This window comes from Ensifer sp. ENS08 (assembly GCF_014852195.1).
Lineage (GTDB): Bacteria > Pseudomonadota > Alphaproteobacteria > Rhizobiales > Rhizobiaceae > Ensifer > Ensifer adhaerens.
The window spans coordinates 24,481-41,882 of record NZ_JACVBF010000016.1 but is presented as its reverse complement, the minus strand read 5'-3'; the positions used below and the strand labels follow the sequence as shown (position 1 = coordinate 41,882).

Here is a 17,402-nt window from a genome sequence, read left to right as displayed (position 1 = left end):
TTGAATTTATTATGTTTTCAGAGCGTGCGACCGCACGCGATCGTACGCGATCGTACGCTTTGGCCAAGCTTCATTCGTGGAGGTTGTCATGGCACTGATGGAAGGAAAGAAAGCACAGGACTGGATCAATCTGGTTCTTGCCGTCTGCCTGTTCGTCTCTCCCTGGATCATGGGTTTCGTTGTCGAAAGCGTTCCGGCCTGGAACGCTTGGGGCGCCGGCGTCGTGCTCGGCGTTCTGGCTATCGCGACGCTTGCCATGTTTGCGGAATGGGAAGAATGGGCAAGCCTCATCGTCGGGCTCTGGCTGATCGCTTCACCCTGGCTGCTCGGTTTCTCGACCAGTCCCAACCCCATGTGGACGCATGTCGTCCTTGGGGTGTTGGTGACCGCGCTCGCGATCTGGGCCGTCTGGGACGAACGGCAGCATCCGCATGCACATGCATGACGATGAGTAGAGAAGATTGCGGCCCGGCGCCGCAGCGCCGGGCCGCAATCAGTTTGCATCATTCGTTGCAATTTTGCGTTTGCGGCTGGCCGGATCGAGAGCGAAATCTGAAAAACCGTGCGGAACCGTCCGTCTTCGGATTTGCGTGAGTTCAAAGGTCAGATCCCTTCGAACAATCCAAACGGGCCAGCGCATCGATTCACCTTACGGTGTCTTCGACAGCGCGGCGCGCAACGACCGCCACGAACTCCCGAGCTCCGGAGTAGGTTTTCGGCTACCCATCGGCAGCGAGATCGTTGAAGCAGGCTTTGCTCTTGCCGAACCATGGAAATCACTGCCGGCAAGCCAATGTTCATGACATCCTGGTCATTCAGCGATTGCGCACGCACGCTGCGCGGGCGATGGCGTGCAATTGGATAATACCAATATAACGCCAATCAGCGACTGTTTCGGAACGTGAACGCAACTTGTATGCGCTATCTGTAAGAAATGTAACACGAATTATTCCGGCTTCAGTCGCCATTACGGATAGTTGCGCCGCCGCGATCTGGACAGGTGGTCATGTTTTGGTATTTCTAATACTGGCCGCAAGGAGATGGGCCAAATCGGAAGTGAATACGGAACGCTATCGGCCCGAGGGCGAGCAAGCCGGCGGGCAACCGGAAAACTGGGAGATTTAAATGAAGCCGAGTTCCATTTTTGCCCCGTTGGGGTCGACCGTGACAGCATCGGGCACCCCGCGTTCGGTGAAGGCGGGTAGCGCACGGCGCCGCCTCCTTGGACTGTTGACAGCGACAGCGTGTCTCATTTCAGCGGTTCCAGCCGGCGCCTTCGACCAGGCAAACGCTGCCCGTATCAAACAGCTGGTCGACACCGGCATGCAGTATTACTGGTCGGGCGGCGACGTCAAAAAGGCGGAAGCCGAAGTCTTCAAGGGCATTACGCTGCATGGCAAATATGATGTCGTGGAGGAAGCCTTCAAGGAAGCGTCGACGCTCGCGCCTGAGCGGTTGGATTTCCAATATGCCGTTGCTGCGACCCAGATCATCCAGAAGAAGCTCGACGACGCGCAGGCGACCTTCCAGAGCATCCTCAGCAAGGACCCGACCGCTTTTGATGCGCAAAGCTGGCTTGAGGCAATTGCCCGCATCCGTGGCGATGAGACCGGCGCGGCGCTTGCCCACCAGGCTCTGGCCGGTCTCGATCGCGAGAAAGCGGAAGAGTATCGCAAGCGGTTTGTTCGCGCAGAACAGATCATGGCTGAAAAGCCGAACTTCGACGTCCCGACTGTGCCAGGGAAGGTCGTGATCGTCGCGCTGGGCTACGCGCTCGCCGATGACGGCAAGGCGCAGCAAACCTTGCTCGATCGTCTCGAGGTGACGTTGAAGGTCGCCGAGGCCAACCCGACAGCGCTCGTCATGGTGAGTGGCGGCGTGCCGAAAAATGGCGTTACGGAAGGTGACGTCATGTCCAAGTGGCTGGTCGACAAGGGTATCAGTCGCGATCGCATCATGATTGAGGACAAGTCGAAAGATACGATCGGCAATGTGATCAATGCCGCCAATCTCCTGGTGCGGCATCAGGCCGACACGGTAATCCTGGTGACCAGTTCGAGCCACATGCGCCGCGCGCGCACGGTCATGGAGGATGCCTTGAAGCAGCGCGACCTGCCATCGGCAGTGGTGCCGCTGAATGCGCTGGACGCGCCAACCCAGGATGAAGCGGCAAAGATCGGGGCGGACGAGCGGTTGGTCATTTACCGTGATCTGATGCGTGTTTCGGGCGTATGGGCCTATCCGGGGCTGCAGCAGTAGTCATCGGAACATCCCCGAAAGCGCCTGATGCTTGCGCGTCCCACCCTTGCACTTAAGGGTGGGACGCGTGCGTTTCTGGCTCAGTTTGAGAATGCGCCGGTCGCGTGTATGGCACGCAGGAAGAGGCTGCGTTCTCCCGCACTTCAACATAATGCTTCCCATCCGTCCTGCTTTGCCCTAGAAGGCGCGCCGTAATCCGGTCGCAGCCTACCCGGTCAAAACAAGGACACCTATCATGAAGACAATCGTCATCTGCTCCGGCGGATTGGACTCGGTATCGCTTGCCCACAAGGTCGCAGCCGAACACGAACTCATTGGCCTGCTCTCCTTCGATTACGGCCAGCGACACCGTAAGGAGCTGGACTTTGCCGCCGCCTGTGCCAAGCGGCTCGGCGTTCCGCATCAGGTCATCGACATCAGCGCGATCGGCGCCCATCTCACCGGATCGGCATTGACGGACGATGTCGACGTGCCCGACGGCCACTACGCCGAGGAAACGATGAAAGCGACGGTGGTTCCGAACCGCAACGCCATCATGCTCTCCATCGGCTTCGGGTTGGCAGCGGCGCAGAAGGCGGATGCGGTGGCTGTCGCCGTGCATGGCGGCGACCATTTCATCTATCCCGACTGCCGTCCCGGCTTCATCGACGCGTTTCAGGCGATGCAGAACCACGCGCTCGACGGCTACGCCGACATCACGCTCTACGCGCCCTATGTGACGATTTCGAAGGCGGATATCGTCACCGACGGCGCGAGCCACCAGACGCCCTTCGAAGCGACCTGGTCCTGCTACAAGGGCGGCGCGCTCCATTGCGGGCGCTGCGGCACCTGCGTCGAGCGGCGCGAGGCCTTCCATCTGGCCGGCGTTGCGGATCCGACCGACTACGAAGATCCGGATTTCTGGGTGGCGGCGACATCGGCCTTTGCGGCCGAGGAGGTGAAGTGATGTTCCGGATCACCAAGGAATTCCATTTCTCCGCCTCGCATCAGTTGAAGAGCCTGCCGGCCGAGCATCAATGTGCGCGACTACACGGCCACAACTACATCGTCGAAGTCGAGCTTGCCGGCGCGGAGCTCAACGAGCACGGCTTCGTGCGCGACTATCACGAGCTTTCGCCACTGAAGCGCTACATCGACGAGAGTTTCGATCACCGCCATCTGAACGACGTTCTCGGCCACGACCGGGTGACGGCCGAATGTCTGGCGAAGCACTTTTACGACTGGTGCAAGGCGAGGCTGCCGGAAACCTCCGCCGTGCGTGTCAGCGAGACGCCGAAGACCTGGGCAGAATACCGGCCATGAGCGGGCCCGGCGAAACGCGCATCCGTGTCAGCGAAATCTTCGGGCCGACGATCCAGGGCGAGGGCATCCTGATCGGGCTTCCGACCGTGTTCGTGCGAACCGGCGGCTGCGACTATCGCTGCAGTTGGTGCGACACGCTGCACGCGGTCGACAGCGAGTATCGCGACCAATGGCTGCCGATGGGCGTCGAAGAGATCTGGAGCGAGGTCGTCACGCTCTCCGGTGGCAAGCCGCTGACGGTCTCGCTTTCCGGCGGCAATCCGGCGATCCAGCCGCTGGCGCCCCTGATCGCCCGCGGGAAAGCCGATGGCTATCGCTTCGCGCTGGAAACGCAGGGCAGCATCGCCAAGGACTGGTTTGCGGACCTCGACGCGCTGGTGCTGAGCCCGAAGCCGCCGTCGAGCGGCATGGAAACGGACTGGCGGGCCTTCGACGACTGTCTTCGAATGGCAGCGGATGGGCCGCAGGTGGCGCTGAAGATCGTCGTTTTCGACGAGCGCGACTATGCCTATGCCCGGGATACGGCGGCCCGGTACCCCCATCTGCCGCTCTACCTGCAGCCTGGCAACCATACGCCTCCACCCCCTGACGACGACGACGCCAAAGTCGACATCGACGGCATCATCGATCGCATGCTCTGGCTTGTCGGCAAGGTGACGGAAGATCGTTGGTTCGAGGCCCGCGTCCTGCCGCAGCTGCACGTCCTGCTCTGGGGCAACAGGCGCGGGGTGTAGGCGGCAGGCGCCCCTTTACCGCTTGCCGGCAAGCGCCTTCGCGCTTGGATCGCCAATCGGCGGCAGCTATGGTCCTCAAATCAAGACCAATGAGGGGCGTTCATGCAGCTGAAGACGAAACGTGTCTATGAGCCGAAGGCCGATGGCGACGGGATGCGCGTCCTCGTCGATCGCCTCTGGCCGCGCGGTTTGACCAAGGCGGAAGCCGCGGTCGATCTCTGGCTGAAGGACATAGCGCCGACCACGGAGCTGCGCCGCTGGTTCCATGCGGATGAAGGTACGTGGGAAGAGTTTCGCGAGCGCTACCTTGCCGAGCTCGACGGCAATCCGGAGGCAGTTGACCTGTTGCGACAGCGCATTGCTGAGGGCCCGGTGACTTTGCTTTACAGCGTGAAGGATGAGGCCCGCAATCATGCGGAGATCCTCAAAGGCTACATCCTCACCCATCGATAGACGAGGCGCCGGGTTCACGTCATGTCGTTGGAATGGATGCCTCGAATGCGCCGCCGGCGCGCAGCGACCCGGCGCCAGTCGCCGTCGAGGGGTAATCCGAAGACGTTGATAAGGGCAGATTCGATTGCCGGTGCATCGAATTCCTGGCGCGTCACGGTGCCGTTCCTGTCACGGATCGTCAGCCGGTTTCCAAGCAGGATGTTACGTGTCTCCTCGGTGGTCAACGTCACCAGCAGGGTCTGTCGGAAAAGCGAATGCGGATCCGTGTATGTCGCGATGTTTGCGATCCGATACGCGTCCTCTCCACAAATGCTCGGCGATACCTCGTAGACCGGTACCCAGTCACGACCAAGTAATGCCTCCAGCACGTAGCCATCGAGCGTTCGGCTGAGACGGAACGGCTCATGCGGCGTCGGTTGCGGCGTGGTCCGGTCGAAACGCAGCGGCGCGGTCGGCACGCAACTGCCGAAGCCGACATCGACCAGATAGCCGACATCGTTCACGAAGACGCGGAGCGCCATGTGCGACCAGGCCGGCGGCGGCGCACCCGGGGCGCGCATCCACAGGACACGGGCAATCAAGGGATCCACCCGGTAGCCGAGCGACGTGAGCACGCGCTGCAACAGGCTGTTCTGCTCGAAGCAATAGCCGCCACGCCGGCGGTCGATGAGCTTGGCGTCGACCGCCGCCGGCGAAAGGTCGATCCGACGGCCGAGAAGCACGTCGATGGCCTCGAAGGGGATCGACGCGGCATGGCGGGCGACGATCCTGCCAAGCGTTGTGAGATCGGGCGAGAGCGGCCCGACATGACCGATGCGGGCGAAGTAGCGGCCGAGGTCGACGGGAAATGGGGCGTTCCGCATGGCTAGAGGCTCCGATAGATGGCGTCGCGAAGATCGTCCGGGAAGCGTCCGTTCATGCCCTCAAAAGCGGTGTTGGTGAGCGCAACGACTGTCAGGCCGCGGGCCGGGTCGATGAACCACTTGTGCCCGTAGGCGCCGTCCCATTGCAGCGTGCCGCGCGACTGCGGTGTTCCCGCCATCTCGGGTTCGACAAGCACGGCGCCGCCGAAACCGAACTCCCACCCGGCGCCGGCGGCCAATCCGCCCGTCCTTGCCTGAATGTCGAACATCGAGCGGGTGCTGGCGGCGTCGAGCACCGGCGAGTGTCCGGTCCTGAGGCTTTCGAGAAGGCGGATCACGTCGCCGGCCGTGCCTGCCATGCCGGCTCCTCCGGAGGGAAAGGCTCGAGGATTGAAGATCCGGCCGGGCGAGAGGCGTACGGGATTGCCAAAGAAGGGGACCGCGTCGTCGCCAACGAGCCGCCGTGGCCGCGGCGAGGCATCGCCATAGTGGACCACGAGCTTGCGTTTATCGGTCACGGAAAAGGCGGTGTCGTTCATCCCCATCGGGCGTGTGACGAGCGTAGCAATCGCCTCCGGCAGCTTTGATCCCGTCGCCTCTTCGATAACGGCGCCAAGCACGTCGAGGCTCATCGAATAGCCCCAGCCGTGTCCGGGCGGATAGGATAACGGAATGGCGGTGAGCTTGCCGATGAGGGCGGTGAGATCATCGTCGGTGTCGTCGAGGCCGCTGCTGATGGCGTGCCGGCGATAAGGGCCGTCGCCTCGCTCCATGAACACGTAGCTCAAACCGGCACTGTGCGTCAGGAGTTGGCGGATGGTTATCCGAGGCTCGCTGCCGTCCGGCAGCTGCGGCCTGAACGCGGGCAGCCATTCCGACACGATATCGTCGAGACCGATGGTGCCCCTTTGCACCAGGTTGAGAGCGGCGACCGTGACGATCGGCTTTGCGACCGAGGAGAGCAGGAAGATGCTGTCCTCGGTCATCGGCCGGTCGGCCTCGCGGTGCGCAAGCCCGGCGGCATGTCGGTAGCCGGGCTCGCCGTCGATAAGGATCTCGACGACTGTGCCGACGATGCGCTGTTCATCCAGGGCTTCCGCAATCACCCGGTCGAGTTCGGCCTTCAGCCGCGTTCTGCGCTCCGATCTTCCCTGTCTTGTCGCATCCATGCTCGTCTCCTGTGCTCCTCGAAACTGCGGCCCGGTCGACGCTTCAGGGCGAAATTCGGGCTCCCGGACAAAGGCAAAGCCCGTTCGCAGCGAAAGTCGATCGTCTGTTCCCGTATGGGAGGCATACGCGCCTGCACGAGGCAGCCGTCGTCGTCCGGCGCTAAAAACGGTGCGACAACGTCAGATGGAGTCGGGTTGATGAACACAAACAATCTGGGATTTGCAGGCAAAGTCGCCTTAGTCGCAGGCGCCAGCAAGGGTATCGGCGCGGCCACCGCCCGCGCCTTTGCGCAGGCCGGCGCATCCGTTGTCCTTCTTTCCCGCTCGCAGCCGGCGGTCGAGGCGTTGGCGGTTTCCATCCGCCAGGCGGGCGGCGACGCACTGGCGATCGCTGCCGATGTCGGCGACGAGAGTGCCATGAAGCAGGCGCTTGCAAGTGTGATGCAGCACTATGGCCGGCTCGACGCCGCCTTCAACAATGCGACGGATGGAACCATGCCGGCCCCGCTTGCCGATCTCGATATCGAAGGGTTCGATCGCGGCATCCGCACCAACATTCGCGGCACCTTTCTCGGCATGCGTTACCAGATCGAGGCGATGGCGAGGGGCGGTGGCGGTGCGATCGTCAACATGGCGTCGGTTGCCGGCATCAACGGCACCTCCGGGCTTTCCGCCTATGTCGGTGCGAAGGCCGGGATCATCGGGCTGAGCAAGGCGGCGGCGCTGGACTATGCCGACCAGGGCATCCGGATCAATGTCGTTGCGCCCGGGCCGATCCTCACCCACCATCTCGAGGCCGCCGGCGCGGACATCCAGCGGCACGCAGCACTTTCGACGCCGATGCGGCGGCTTGGCCGGGTGGAGGAGGTGGCCGCCGGCGTGCTCTGGCTCTGTTCCGATGCGGCGAGTTACATCACCGGCGTGGTGCTGCCGATCGACGGGGGCATGACGGCGGGCACGAAAGTGCCTATGAATTACCGTCGAGGCGAGCCGCCTCGGCCGGCTGAACCCTGAGGTGCCTGTGGACTGGGAAGAACTCCATCTTGTTCAGTACTTGTTCCGCCACGGCTCGCTGAGTGCAGCCGCCCGTGCGATGGGCACCACGCAACCGACGCTCAGCCGTCGCCTCGAGGCTTTCGAGCAGAAGACGCGCAAAACACTGTTCGAGCGGCAACCGGGCGGCCTCGTGCCGACCGCCGTGTGCCTCTCCATCCTTTCTGCGCTCGAGCACATGGAGGCGAACGCGCTTGCGGTGGAGCGGCGCCTTGCGGTGCAGGACGACGCACTTGAAGGCACCATCACCGTGACCAGCCTCGACTGGATCGGAGACTACCTCCTGGCGCCGATCCTGACCAAGTTTGCAGCAATGCATCCCGGCGTCAGCATTCACCTTTTGAACGATGGCCGGCGCTTCAACCTGTCCAGGCGGGACGCAGACATCGCCTTGCGTTTCGGCAGTTTCGACCAAAACGATATCGTCGAGCGCAAGGTTGCCGATGTCGCCTACGGCCTGTTTGCAACAGAGGCCTACCTTGATTGTTTCGGCCATCCGGATGTTGCGGGCGAAGGCAGGAACCAGACGATTGTCGAGCTGGTGGAGGTGCCTGTGCGGGTATCGCTCTCGACCTGGCTGAAAGATCTTTTGCCGGAGGCGAGAGTGCTGCTGCGCACGAATTCGATCCGCTCGCAATTGAGTGCGGTTGAGACCGGACAGGCACTTGCCACGCTGCCGCACTTTATCGCCGCCGGCCGGAATGGCCTTGTGGCCCTTGACCTCGGCGTTGCCGCGCCGGTTCTGCCGCTGAAGCTCGGTGTTCACCCGGAATTACGTGAATTGCCGCGGGTGCGAAAGCTCATGGATTTTGCCGTATCGCAGTTCGCGCCCCTGCGGGTGAGCCTCAACCCGTCAGGCTGAAGCGCCGGCGGACCAAGGCGCGACGCGTTTGCTGGGCACTGCAACGAATGCGCGAAATTTTCTTGGCTGTCGATGTCGGGAGATGACGACGTCATGCGTCTTAATCTCGAAGGCGGTGCTCAACCGCGCTGACAACAAGGAGATTGAGAATGTTTCGTACCGCTTTGATCGCTGGCGCCCTGCTCATGTCCGGCACTGCCTTTGCCGAGGCTGAGACCGTCGAAGTCAACGGCATGAAGATGTATTACGAAGTCTCGGGCGAGGGCGAGCCGCTCGTCGTGCTGCACGGCGCCTACATGAACATTCCCTCGATGGGTGCGATCATCCCGAAGCTGGCCGAGACCCACAAGGTCTATGCAATCGAGTTCCAGGGCCATGGCCGCACCACCGATATCGATCGCCCGATCACCTATCCGAACCTCGCCGACGACGTCGCCGCCTTCATGGATGCGGTGAAGCTGGAGAAGGCCGATGTCTTCGGCTACTCGATGGGTGCGGCTGCCGGCCTGCAGCTGGCGATCCGCCATCCGGACAAGGTGAACAAGCTAGCCGCCGCGTCCGTCGGCTACGATGCCGAGGGCTGGCAGCCGGAATTCAAAGCATTCATCCCGCAGATGACTGTCGAGATGTTCGTCGGCATGCCCTTTGCCGAAGACTACCGCAAGCTTGCTGCCAATCCGGATGGGTTTCCCGATCTGGTCAAGAAGCTGATCCAGCTCGAAAAAGAACCGATGGCCTGGGAGCCGGATGTCAAGGCACTGAAGACCCCGGTTCTCGTCGTCGCCGGCGATGCCGATGTGGCGACGTTGGAGCACACGGTGGCACTGTTCCGCCTGCTTGGTGGCGGCGCCATGGGCGACATGGGAAAGCCGCTGTCGCCTTCGCGGCTCGCGATCCTGCCGGCGACGTCGCACACCGCCGTCATCAACCAGACGGAACTGTTGGAGGCTTTCATCGAGCCCTTTCTGAAGGGTGAGACACCGAAGGGCATGTTCCCGTGACAACAACGAACGGCGCCATCTTCGCAGGTGGCGCCGCCCTCCTATGGTGGATAGCTTCTAGCGCAGGCGCCTGCCGTCTGCGTCGAACACCAGAGCGGCTGTGGGTTCGAAACGGGCGGCGATGCTGTCGCCGGACTTCAGGCCGCGGCCGTTTTTTGTTTCGATGATGATCAGTTCGCCGTCGCCGTCGCCGTGCCGGGCATAGGCAAAGGTCTCGCCGCCCAGATGCTCCAGCATGTCGATCGTCAAATCGAGGCTCGCCGAGCCGCTGTCGCCGAAATGCTCGGGGCGAATGCCAATGGTCACGGTGCTGCCGGGCGTTACGTCCTTGACCGCAATCGGCAGCGTCGCATTGCCGAAATCCGCCAGGCGGACATGTCTCTCCCCGCCCGCGTTTGTTTCGACGATCCCCTTCAAAAAGTTCATCTTCGGCGAACCGATGAAACCGGCGACGAAGAGATTGGCCGGATCGTCGTAGAGGTCGAGCGGCGAGCCGACCTGCTCGACCACGCCGCCGCGCATGACGACGATCTTGTCGGCAAGCGTCATCGCCTCGACCTGATCGTGGGTGACGTAGATGATTGTCGTCGCAAGCTTCTTGTGCAGCCTGGCGATCTCGATACGCATGTGCACGCGCAGTTCCGCATCGAGGTTCGAGAGCGGCTCGTCGAAGAGAAAGATCTTCGGGTGCCGCACGATCGCCCGGCCGATCGCCACGCGCTGGCGCTGGCCGCCCGAAAGCTGTTTCGGCTTGCGGTCGAGCAGCGGCCCGAGTTCCAGGATGTTCGCCGCTTCGCCGACGCGTTGTGCGATCTCGGCCTTCGGCACGCCGGCAAATCGCAGCGCGAAACCCATGTTCTCCCGAACCGTCATATGCGGGTAGAGCGCATAGGACTGGAACACCATGGCGATGCCTCGTTTCGACGGATCGACATCGTTCATGCGCTCGCCGCCGATCGTGAGATCACCTGACGAGATCTCCTCCAGTCCGGCGATCATCCGAAGCAGGGTCGACTTGCCGCAGCCGGATGGCCCGACGAAGACGACGAACTCACCGGTCTTGATGTCGAGGTCTACACCCTTGATGACCTCGAAGTTGCCATAGGACTTTCTGACGTGCTTAAGTTGGAGTTCGCTCATGCAGCCGCCGCCTCGTCCGACACCGCCGAAAGCTCCAGCCTCACGGTTCCAAGCCGCGTCGAGGTCACCGCGACGGCGATGCCGCCGGCAGCACCCGTCGTTTCCAGCCAGAAGCCGGTCGAACCGCCCTGGAAGATCAGGCGATCGGGGCCGAGCAGGCGGGCAGGGCCGGTGACTGTCACGTCGACCGCGTCATTGAGGAAGGGCAGGATGTTGCCGGCCTGATCGAGCGCGCGCACGATCACCCGCACGCTGTCGCGCCCTTCGGCCCGAAGCGCCGTGCTGTCGGGGACGACTTCCAGCGCCGTCGGCACCGGATCGGCGACCATGCGGAGGTTGGCGACGGGCTCGCCGTCGATAAAGCCGGTGAAGGCTGCGTCATCCCACTTCATGCCCCAGACGCCGAGTTCGTCCTTGGTGAAGTGGCGATGGTCGATGACGACGGGCGGGTGCGGCAGATGCGGGAAGTTCTCGCGGTCGGGACCGACGCGCTTGACGAGCGATCCGTATTTCAGCTCGACCTCGTCGCAGTTGGTGAGCACGATCAAGGGCAGCACGCCGCCGATGTTGCGCTCGCCGCGTGCCCAGAAGGTGACCGGCTTCATCACCACGCCCTCCGACGGTTCACATTGGCTGGCATAGACATGGGCCGCGAATTTCGGCTGGCGGAACATGTCCATGACACCGTGATAGCAGATCCGGTCGCCGGAGCCGAAGTCCTTGTGGGTGTTGTAGTCGAACATGCACCAGCCGACGGCGCCTGAAATGCTTGGGTCGCCATAGGCCGCGTTCAGCACTTCCAGGTGCCGGCGCACATGCTCTGCCTGCCGTTGCTCCTGGTCGTAGATCTTCGTCGGAAACATGTGGCCGCCGAATTCGGTGATGAGATAGGGCACCTTGCGGGTGAGCCCGGTGCATTCCTGCTGCGGACGTAGCGCCGTGCGCGGGCGGTTTGCGCCCGGCAGTTCCTCGTTGCCGAGGATAAAGTCGTTCATGGTGTAGACGTCTTCGAGGTATTCGCTGTCGGTAATGTAGCGCACGCCGCCGGTCTGGCGCGTGGGGTCGAGTTCGCGTGCGAGCCGGTTGGTCTCGACGTAGAAATCATGCGAGTCCTGGGATTCGTTGATGCGCACGCCCCAGATGATGATCGACGGGTGGTTCCAGTCGCGCTCGATCATGCGGCGGACGTTTTGGATCGCCTCCTGTTTCCAGCCCTCGCCGCCGATATGCTGCCAGCCGGGGATTTCCTCGAAGACGAGCAGGCCGATGCGGTCGCAATGGTCGAGGAACCACTTGGATTGCGGATAATGCGAGGTGCGCACGAGGTTGCAATGCAGCGTGTTCTTCAGGATCTCGGCATCGCGCTCCTGCGCCGTGCGGCCCATGGCGTAGCCGACATAGGGGAAAGCCTGATGGCGGTTGAGGCCGCGGATTTTCAGCGGCCGTCCGTTGAGCTTGAAACCATCCGTGGTGAACTCGGCGGTGCGGAAGCCGAAGCGTGACGACAGCCGGTCGCTGCCGCGATCGCTGCGCAGCTGCGCTTCCACTTCATAGAGAACGGGGCTGTCGATATCCCAGAGCGAGAGGCCCTTCAGGCCCGTGATCTCAAGGGTGACGCTCTCGCCGCGGCTTTCACCGGCTGCTTCCGCCAGCACCTTGCCGTTCGCGTCCTTGAGGAGTGCCGTGACCGTGCCGGCAAAGTTGACGCCTTGCGGATTGCCGAGATCGCAGCGGATCGAGACGGACTTGGCATCGCTGAGCGCATCGCGGGTTTCGATCTTGAGATTGGCGATCGAAACGGCATCGGTGACCTTCAACCAGACGTCGCGATAGATGCCGGCATAGGTGAGATAGTCGATGCGGCCGCCGAAGGGCGGGATCTCAGGGTTTTCGCTGCCGTCGATCTTGACCGTGATCAGGTTGTCGCCTTCCCGCAGCTTATCCGTCAGTCTTGCTTCAAAGGGCGTGTAACCGTCCTTGTGGGCGATGATCTCCTCGCCGTTGAGATAGACGACGGCGTCGGCCATGGCGGCGTCGAACACGAGCGAGACCTCGCGGCCGTGGAACTCGCGACGCCAGGTAAGCACCTTCTGATAGGTGAAGGCGCGCTGATAGGATGCCTCGTCGAAATAGTTGAACGGCAATTCCACCGCATTGTGCGGCAGGCTGACCGATTTGCCTGCCTGCAGGCGGCCAGCGCTCGCCGCATCGAAGCCTTCGGAGAAAATCCAGGTATCGTTGAAAGAGGTAACAGAACGCATGATCATTCCTATTTGACTGAGCCCAGCATTCCCTGGACGAATTGGCGTTGCATGAAGAAGAAGACGGCGAGGGTGGGAAGTGTCGCGAGAATGGTGCCGACCATGACGACGCCGTAGTCGGGGTAGTAGGCGGAAGCGAGCGAGGAGATGACCAGCGTGATCGTCTTCTGCTCGTTCGACTGCAGCACGATCAGCGGCCAGAGATAGTTGTTCCACGCCGTCATGAAGACGATGATGAAGGCCGCCGCATAGGTCGAGCGCATGACCGGCACATAGATGAACAGGAAGATCTGCCATTCCTTGAGCCCGTCGACCTTGGCGGCGTCCCGCAGTTCCGACGGGAAGGCCTTGGTGGTCTGGCGGAAATAGAAGACGACGAAGGCAGAGCCGATGGTCGGCAGCACGACAGCGAGGTGCGTGTTGATCAGCCCCGCCTTGCCCATCATGATGAACAGCGGAATCATCAGCGCGGCAAACGGGATCATCATCGTCAACAGAAGGGCGCTGTAGATCCTATCGCGGTGGCGCGAGCGGAACATCTCGAAGCCGTAGCCAGCCAGCGACGACACGGCGAGCGTCAGCACCGTCGCGAGAATGGCGATCTTGGCCGAATTCCAGAAGACCAGCGGTGCGTTCACCTGGGTGAAGAAAGTGGCGATGTTGGTGGCAAGCGCGCTGCCCGGCATCATCCTGCCCTTGATGATGTCGATCGAAGAATTGGTCGCGCCGAGCAGCATCCAGACGAAGGGAAAGATCGAGAGAAAGGCCATCAGCCCGACGAAGCCGTAGGTGACGATGGTGCCGACGATACGTGTGGTTCCGTTGTTCATCGGTCGCGCTCCCGTGCCGCGAAGAATTGCAGGCAGGCGAGCAGGGCGACGAGCACCACGATCACATAGGAGACCGTCGCCGCGTAGCCGAAATTCGGCATGAAGCGGAAGGTCAGGTTGTAGATATAGAGCGACAGGGTCAGCGTGGCGTTGGACGGTCCGCCCTTGCCTTCGGTGAGGTTATAGACCTCGTCGAAGAGCTGGATCGTGCCGATCGTCGAGATGATCGTCGTGAACAGAATGACGGGCTTCAACAGCGGGATAGTGATGTGGGTGAAACGCGCCCAGGCGGGCACGCCGTCTATCCGCGCGACCTCGTAGATCGACTTGTCGATGTTCTGCATCGCCGCGAGATAGAAGATCATGTTGTAGCCGGTCCAGCGCCAGGTGATGGCGAGGATGACGAGCACCTTCGCCCAGAAGGGATGGGTCAGCCACGGGATCGGCGAGGCGATGAGGCCGATCGCCTCGAGCGTCGAGTTGACGATCCCGTCGAGCGCGAACATGCCCTTGAACAGCACCGAATAAGCAACCAGCGAGGTGACGCAGGGCAGGAAGATGGCGGTGCGGAAGAAGCCGCGGCCGACGAGTTTCGGATTGTTGAGCAGCGACGCCAGGATCAGCGCCAGCAGGATCATGATCGGCACCTGCACGACGAAATAGGTCAGCGTGTTCGTCAGTGCCTTGATGAAGACCGGATCGTTCCAGAGGCGGATGATGTTCGAAAAGCCGGCGAATTTCAGCATCATGCCGCGGCCGGACTGGAACGACATCCACAGCGACCAGACGATCGGATAGATCATGAAAAGGGCGATCAGCCCGAGTGCCGGCGCGACGAAGAGCCAGCCATTGACGTTGTAATATCGGCCGATGCCGCCGCGACGCGCGAGAGCCATCATCATCCCCATGGATAGCAGGAGCCGTTGGCCGCGGCGTGTTTACCGCGGCCAGGAGCAATGCAGATAATCGCCGCGGCGATTACTGGACCTGTGCGCTGACCTCGGCGTCGATCGCCTTCAGGATGTCGTCGACGGGCGTTCCCTGCTGCAGTGCCGGAAGCTGTGCGGTAACGGCCGTGTCCGCCTCGTTGGTGAAGACGCCGTAGTTGACCGAGGGGACCTTCGCGAGCCAGTCGGAGAAGTTCTGCCAGACCTTTTCGCCACCGAAGAAGGCATCGGCCTCGCCATAGGCGGCACCGCCGCGGGCAGCGAGCAGTGAGCCGACGGCGCCGCGGTCCGTAAGGATCGTCTGGTAGAAGTCGACGTCCTTGGCGTAGACCTCGTTCAGGAAGTCGATCGCTTCGGCCTTCTCGGCTGAGCTTTCAAGCACGTACCAGCTCGAGCCGCCGAGGTTCGAGGCGTGCGTCGCGCCGTCGATCGAAAGCGCCGGGATCGGCGCCACGCCCCATTTGCCCGACTGGTCCGGCTGCGCCTTGACGGTGCCGGTGATCCAGACGCCGGTGATGACGGTGGCGACATCGCCGGACGTGAAGGTGCCGACCCAGTCGGCCCAGCCGGCGGCGGGCTTGTAGATGTTGGCGGCCATGATCTTGCCGACCGTCTCAAGCGACGCCTTCAGCGCCGCGTTGCCGGTGATGTTCGTCTTGCCTTCCTTGTCGAAATACCATTGCCCGGCCGATTGCATGATGATGCGCACGAGCCCGGCGTCGGTCGGGTCGAGACCCATCATCTTCTTGCCGGTCTTGGCTTCGACCTGCTTTCCGATCTCGATGAAGCGATCCCAGGTGATGCCTTGCATGTCCTGCGCCTTGAAGCCCGCCTGCTCCAGATAGTCCTTGCGGTAGTAGAGACCGGTGACGCCGGAATCGAATGGCATGCCGTAGACCTGGCCATCCAGCGTCATCAGCTCGACCTTGTAGGGAGCGAAGCCTGAGTAATCGACGGTGCCGGAGAGCGGCGCGAAGGCTCCGGGGAAGGACTGCAGATATTTCTGCGCGCCGTAGTCCTCGATGAGAACGATATCCGGCAGGGCGTCTGCGGTGCCGGACGAGAGGCCGGTCTGCAGTTTCTGCTCGACGTCGGCCTTGGCGAAATCGACGATGTTGAAGGTCACGTCCGGGTGCGTCTTGGTGTAGCGCGCGCCGGCCTCCTTCATGATCGCGACGTTGAAGTTCGGATCCCAGCACCAGATGGTGATTTCCTTGGCCTCGGCGGCCGTGACGGCCAAGAAGCTGGCGCCTGCAAGCGCGATGGCGGCAAAGCGCGGCAGATAGGTACGCGTGTCCATAGTTTCTCCTCCCTCGAAATTCGTTCCCCGAGACGTTCCTCCTGGTCTCGGCGCGGAGTATTTCGCAAAATTCTGGAGAAGGCAATATTTCAGTAAATTTTTACCACGCGTTTTTTACCGACCGTTTTACACACCCGGAACGGCGGCTCTCGCCATCGTGCTGCCGCGCCAGACCATCTCGGTTCCGAGGATCACCTTCTTCGCCACGTCTCGCCCGGTCAGCCGCTCGACCAGGAGGTCAACGGCGGTCTCGCCGATCACTTCGGCGGGGATCTTCACCGTCGAAAGCGGCGGCCCGAGAAACTGGGCGACAGGAATGTCGTTGAAACTCGCCACGGCAACATCGTCGGGGATCCGCAGGCCCATTTCGTGAATCGCGCGGTAAGCGCCGATCGCCATATTGTCGTTGCAGGTGACGAGGATCTTGGGCGGATTGGGCTTCGACAGCATCGCCTTGGCGAGCGTATAGCCGCTATCGGGCGTCAGCTTTTCGACCATGCAGAGTTCGGGATCGTAGAGGCCGGCCTTCGTCATCCATTGTATGAAGGCGCGGCAGCGACGCTCCGAATGGATGTCGTCCTTGTCTCTGAAAGCGTCGATCCAGCCGAGAAAGCCGATGCGGCGGTAGCCCATGCCGTAAACGCCGTCGAGCAGGCGGTTCATCGCGATCGAGACGTCGCTCATCACGCTGTCGTCGACGTCATCGTCGGGGGCAAAGTCCGCAAAGACCAGATGGCGGCTGTGCCGGCGCAGCCAATGGACCTCTTCGCCATAGTGGTGGCCGACGGCGACGACGCCGCTGGCGCCCTGCAGGATCGCGGCCTCCGGCAGGTTGCCGTTGTGGAAGACCTTGACCACCTCGATCTTCAGCGCCTGACAGCGGTTTTCGATGCCGAGCCGGACGCCGACATAATAGGGGTCGATCAGTTCCTGGGCGGGCTGAAGGAAATGCACCAGCGCGAATTTCAGGCCCTGCATTGCCCCGGCGCCGCGGCCGCGGTTGCGCGGGGTGGCGTAATTCAGCGCCTCGGCCGTTTCGATGATCGCCTGTCGCTTCTTGGTGGAGATCGAGAGGGTCGGATCGTAATTCAGCACCCGAGAAACAGTCGCCGAAGAGACCCCGACAGCCGAAGCGATTTCCTTGATTGTTACCATGTCCAACGTCCCGCCCGCCGCCGCGGCCCTCCTTTCGGGCGCGGCGCAATTTTTATTTAGTAAAATTTTGCCT

17 protein-coding genes are annotated in these 17,402 nt (G+C 62.2%); 9 read left to right on the top strand and 8 right to left on the bottom strand.

Annotated elements, in window-relative coordinates:
• The first annotated feature begins 88 nt into the window (after positions 1–88).
• The 6 genes from IB272_RS26535 (at position 89) to IB272_RS26510 (ending at position 4,748) form a co-directional block, all read left to right on the top strand.
• Positions 89–445, top strand: coding sequence for an SPW repeat protein (locus tag IB272_RS26535; RefSeq protein WP_034789629.1), 357 nt, complete (start codon positions 89–91; stop codon positions 443–445).
• A gap of 680 nt (positions 446–1,125) precedes the next feature.
• Positions 1,126–2,259 (top strand): YdcF family protein, encoded by a 1,134-nt coding sequence (locus tag IB272_RS26530; protein WP_192445425.1) that lies wholly within the window; start codon positions 1,126–1,128, stop codon positions 2,257–2,259.
• 235 nt (positions 2,260–2,494) lie between these two features.
• Positions 2,495–3,205 (top strand): 7-cyano-7-deazaguanine synthase QueC, encoded by a 711-nt coding sequence (queC, locus tag IB272_RS26525; protein ID WP_192445424.1) that lies wholly within the window; start codon positions 2,495–2,497, stop codon positions 3,203–3,205.
• Positions 3,205–3,561: a 6-carboxytetrahydropterin synthase QueD gene (gene queD, locus IB272_RS26520; protein ID WP_113135820.1), complete on the top strand. Its 357-nt coding sequence runs from the start codon at positions 3,205–3,207 to the stop codon at positions 3,559–3,561. The genes queC and queD overlap by 1 nt, the downstream gene beginning before the upstream one ends.
• Positions 3,558–4,295 carry a 7-carboxy-7-deazaguanine synthase QueE gene (gene queE / locus IB272_RS26515; RefSeq protein ID WP_060519323.1) on the top strand — a complete coding sequence of 246 codons (738 nt, stop codon included), beginning with the start codon at positions 3,558–3,560 and terminating at the stop codon, positions 4,293–4,295. Before queD ends, queE begins: the two co-directional genes overlap by 4 nt.
• Positions 4,296–4,397: 102 nt before the next feature.
• Positions 4,398–4,748, top strand: coding sequence for a DUF488 family protein (locus IB272_RS26510; RefSeq protein ID WP_060585677.1), 351 nt, complete (start codon positions 4,398–4,400; stop codon positions 4,746–4,748).
• Positions 4,749–4,762: 14 nt separating this feature from the next.
• Here IB272_RS26510 and IB272_RS26505 read toward each other — a convergent pair whose 3' ends face one another.
• Positions 4,763–5,611 carry an arylamine N-acetyltransferase gene (locus IB272_RS26505; protein WP_113135821.1) on the bottom strand — a complete coding sequence of 283 codons (849 nt, stop codon included), beginning with the start codon at positions 5,609–5,611 and terminating at the stop codon, positions 4,763–4,765.
• 2 nt (positions 5,612–5,613) lie between these two features.
• Positions 5,614–6,780, bottom strand: a complete 1,167-nt coding sequence (locus IB272_RS26500) for a serine hydrolase domain-containing protein (RefSeq protein ID WP_113135822.1) — start codon at positions 6,778–6,780, stop codon at positions 5,614–5,616.
• Positions 6,781–6,978: 198 nt separating this feature from the next.
• Between IB272_RS26500 and IB272_RS26495 the strand changes: the two genes are divergently transcribed.
• From IB272_RS26495 to IB272_RS26485, 3 genes are all read left to right on the top strand, one after another.
• A complete protein-coding gene (locus tag IB272_RS26495) occupies positions 6,979–7,794 on the top strand; it encodes an SDR family NAD(P)-dependent oxidoreductase (protein WP_113135823.1) in 816 nt (271 codons plus the stop codon).
• Positions 7,795–7,801: 7 nt separating this feature from the next.
• Entirely contained in the window at positions 7,802–8,695 is an 894-nt protein-coding gene (locus IB272_RS26490; protein WP_162733032.1) for a LysR family transcriptional regulator, read from the top strand.
• Between the two features lie 149 nt (positions 8,696–8,844).
• Positions 8,845–9,696 carry an alpha/beta hydrolase gene (locus tag IB272_RS26485; RefSeq protein ID WP_113135825.1) on the top strand — a complete coding sequence of 284 codons (852 nt, stop codon included), beginning with the start codon at positions 8,845–8,847 and terminating at the stop codon, positions 9,694–9,696.
• 57 nt (positions 9,697–9,753) lie between these two features.
• Here IB272_RS26485 and ugpC read toward each other — a convergent pair whose 3' ends face one another.
• From ugpC to IB272_RS26455, 6 genes are all read right to left on the bottom strand, one after another.
• Positions 9,754–10,836, bottom strand: a complete 1,083-nt coding sequence (gene ugpC, locus IB272_RS26480; protein ID WP_113135826.1) for a sn-glycerol-3-phosphate ABC transporter ATP-binding protein UgpC — start codon at positions 10,834–10,836, stop codon at positions 9,754–9,756.
• Positions 10,833–13,097 (bottom strand): glycoside hydrolase family 2 TIM barrel-domain containing protein, encoded by a 2,265-nt coding sequence (locus IB272_RS26475; protein WP_113135836.1) that lies wholly within the window; start codon positions 13,095–13,097, stop codon positions 10,833–10,835. Before IB272_RS26475 ends, ugpC begins: the two co-directional genes overlap by 4 nt.
• 8 nt (positions 13,098–13,105) lie before the next feature.
• Entirely contained in the window at positions 13,106–13,927 is an 822-nt protein-coding gene (locus IB272_RS26470) for a carbohydrate ABC transporter permease (RefSeq protein WP_051659165.1), read from the bottom strand.
• Entirely contained in the window at positions 13,924–14,823 is a 900-nt protein-coding gene (locus IB272_RS26465) for a sugar ABC transporter permease (RefSeq protein WP_034789839.1), read from the bottom strand. Before IB272_RS26465 ends, IB272_RS26470 begins: the two co-directional genes overlap by 4 nt.
• A gap of 82 nt (positions 14,824–14,905) precedes the next feature.
• The gene (locus tag IB272_RS26460) at positions 14,906–16,174 is read right to left on the bottom strand and encodes an extracellular solute-binding protein (RefSeq protein ID WP_060643595.1); all 1,269 of its coding nucleotides are present in this window, start codon (positions 16,172–16,174) and stop codon (positions 14,906–14,908) included.
• 126 nt (positions 16,175–16,300) lie between these two features.
• Positions 16,301–17,329 carry a LacI family DNA-binding transcriptional regulator gene (locus tag IB272_RS26455; RefSeq protein ID WP_113135827.1) on the bottom strand — a complete coding sequence of 343 codons (1,029 nt, stop codon included), beginning with the start codon at positions 17,327–17,329 and terminating at the stop codon, positions 16,301–16,303.
• Positions 17,330–17,402: the final 73 nt, after the last annotated feature.

Coding starts and splice junctions, on each gene's coding strand:
- IB272_RS26535 (WP_034789629.1), top strand. CDS start 89: ATGGCACTGATGGAAGGAAAGAAAGCACAGGACTGGATCAATCTGGTT.
- IB272_RS26460 (WP_060643595.1), bottom strand. CDS start 16,174: ATGGACACGCGTACCTATCTGCCGCGCTTTGCCGCCATCGCGCTTGCA.
- IB272_RS26495 (WP_113135823.1), top strand. CDS start 6,979: ATGAACACAAACAATCTGGGATTTGCAGGCAAAGTCGCCTTAGTCGCA.
- IB272_RS26475 (WP_113135836.1), bottom strand. CDS start 13,097: ATGCGTTCTGTTACCTCTTTCAACGATACCTGGATTTTCTCCGAAGGC.
- queE (WP_060519323.1), top strand. CDS start 3,558: ATGAGCGGGCCCGGCGAAACGCGCATCCGTGTCAGCGAAATCTTCGGG.
- IB272_RS26505 (WP_113135821.1), bottom strand. CDS start 5,611: ATGCGGAACGCCCCATTTCCCGTCGACCTCGGCCGCTACTTCGCCCGC.
- queD (WP_113135820.1), top strand. CDS start 3,205: ATGTTCCGGATCACCAAGGAATTCCATTTCTCCGCCTCGCATCAGTTG.
- ugpC (WP_113135826.1), bottom strand. CDS start 10,836: ATGAGCGAACTCCAACTTAAGCACGTCAGAAAGTCCTATGGCAACTTC.
- IB272_RS26530 (WP_192445425.1), top strand. CDS start 1,126: ATGAAGCCGAGTTCCATTTTTGCCCCGTTGGGGTCGACCGTGACAGCA.
- queC (WP_192445424.1), top strand. CDS start 2,495: ATGAAGACAATCGTCATCTGCTCCGGCGGATTGGACTCGGTATCGCTT.
- IB272_RS26500 (WP_113135822.1), bottom strand. CDS start 6,780: ATGGATGCGACAAGACAGGGAAGATCGGAGCGCAGAACGCGGCTGAAG.
- IB272_RS26510 (WP_060585677.1), top strand. CDS start 4,398: ATGCAGCTGAAGACGAAACGTGTCTATGAGCCGAAGGCCGATGGCGAC.
- IB272_RS26470 (WP_051659165.1), bottom strand. CDS start 13,927: ATGAACAACGGAACCACACGTATCGTCGGCACCATCGTCACCTACGGC.
- IB272_RS26455 (WP_113135827.1), bottom strand. CDS start 17,329: ATGGTAACAATCAAGGAAATCGCTTCGGCTGTCGGGGTCTCTTCGGCG.
- IB272_RS26485 (WP_113135825.1), top strand. CDS start 8,845: ATGTTTCGTACCGCTTTGATCGCTGGCGCCCTGCTCATGTCCGGCACT.
- IB272_RS26465 (WP_034789839.1), bottom strand. CDS start 14,823: ATGGCTCTCGCGCGTCGCGGCGGCATCGGCCGATATTACAACGTCAAT.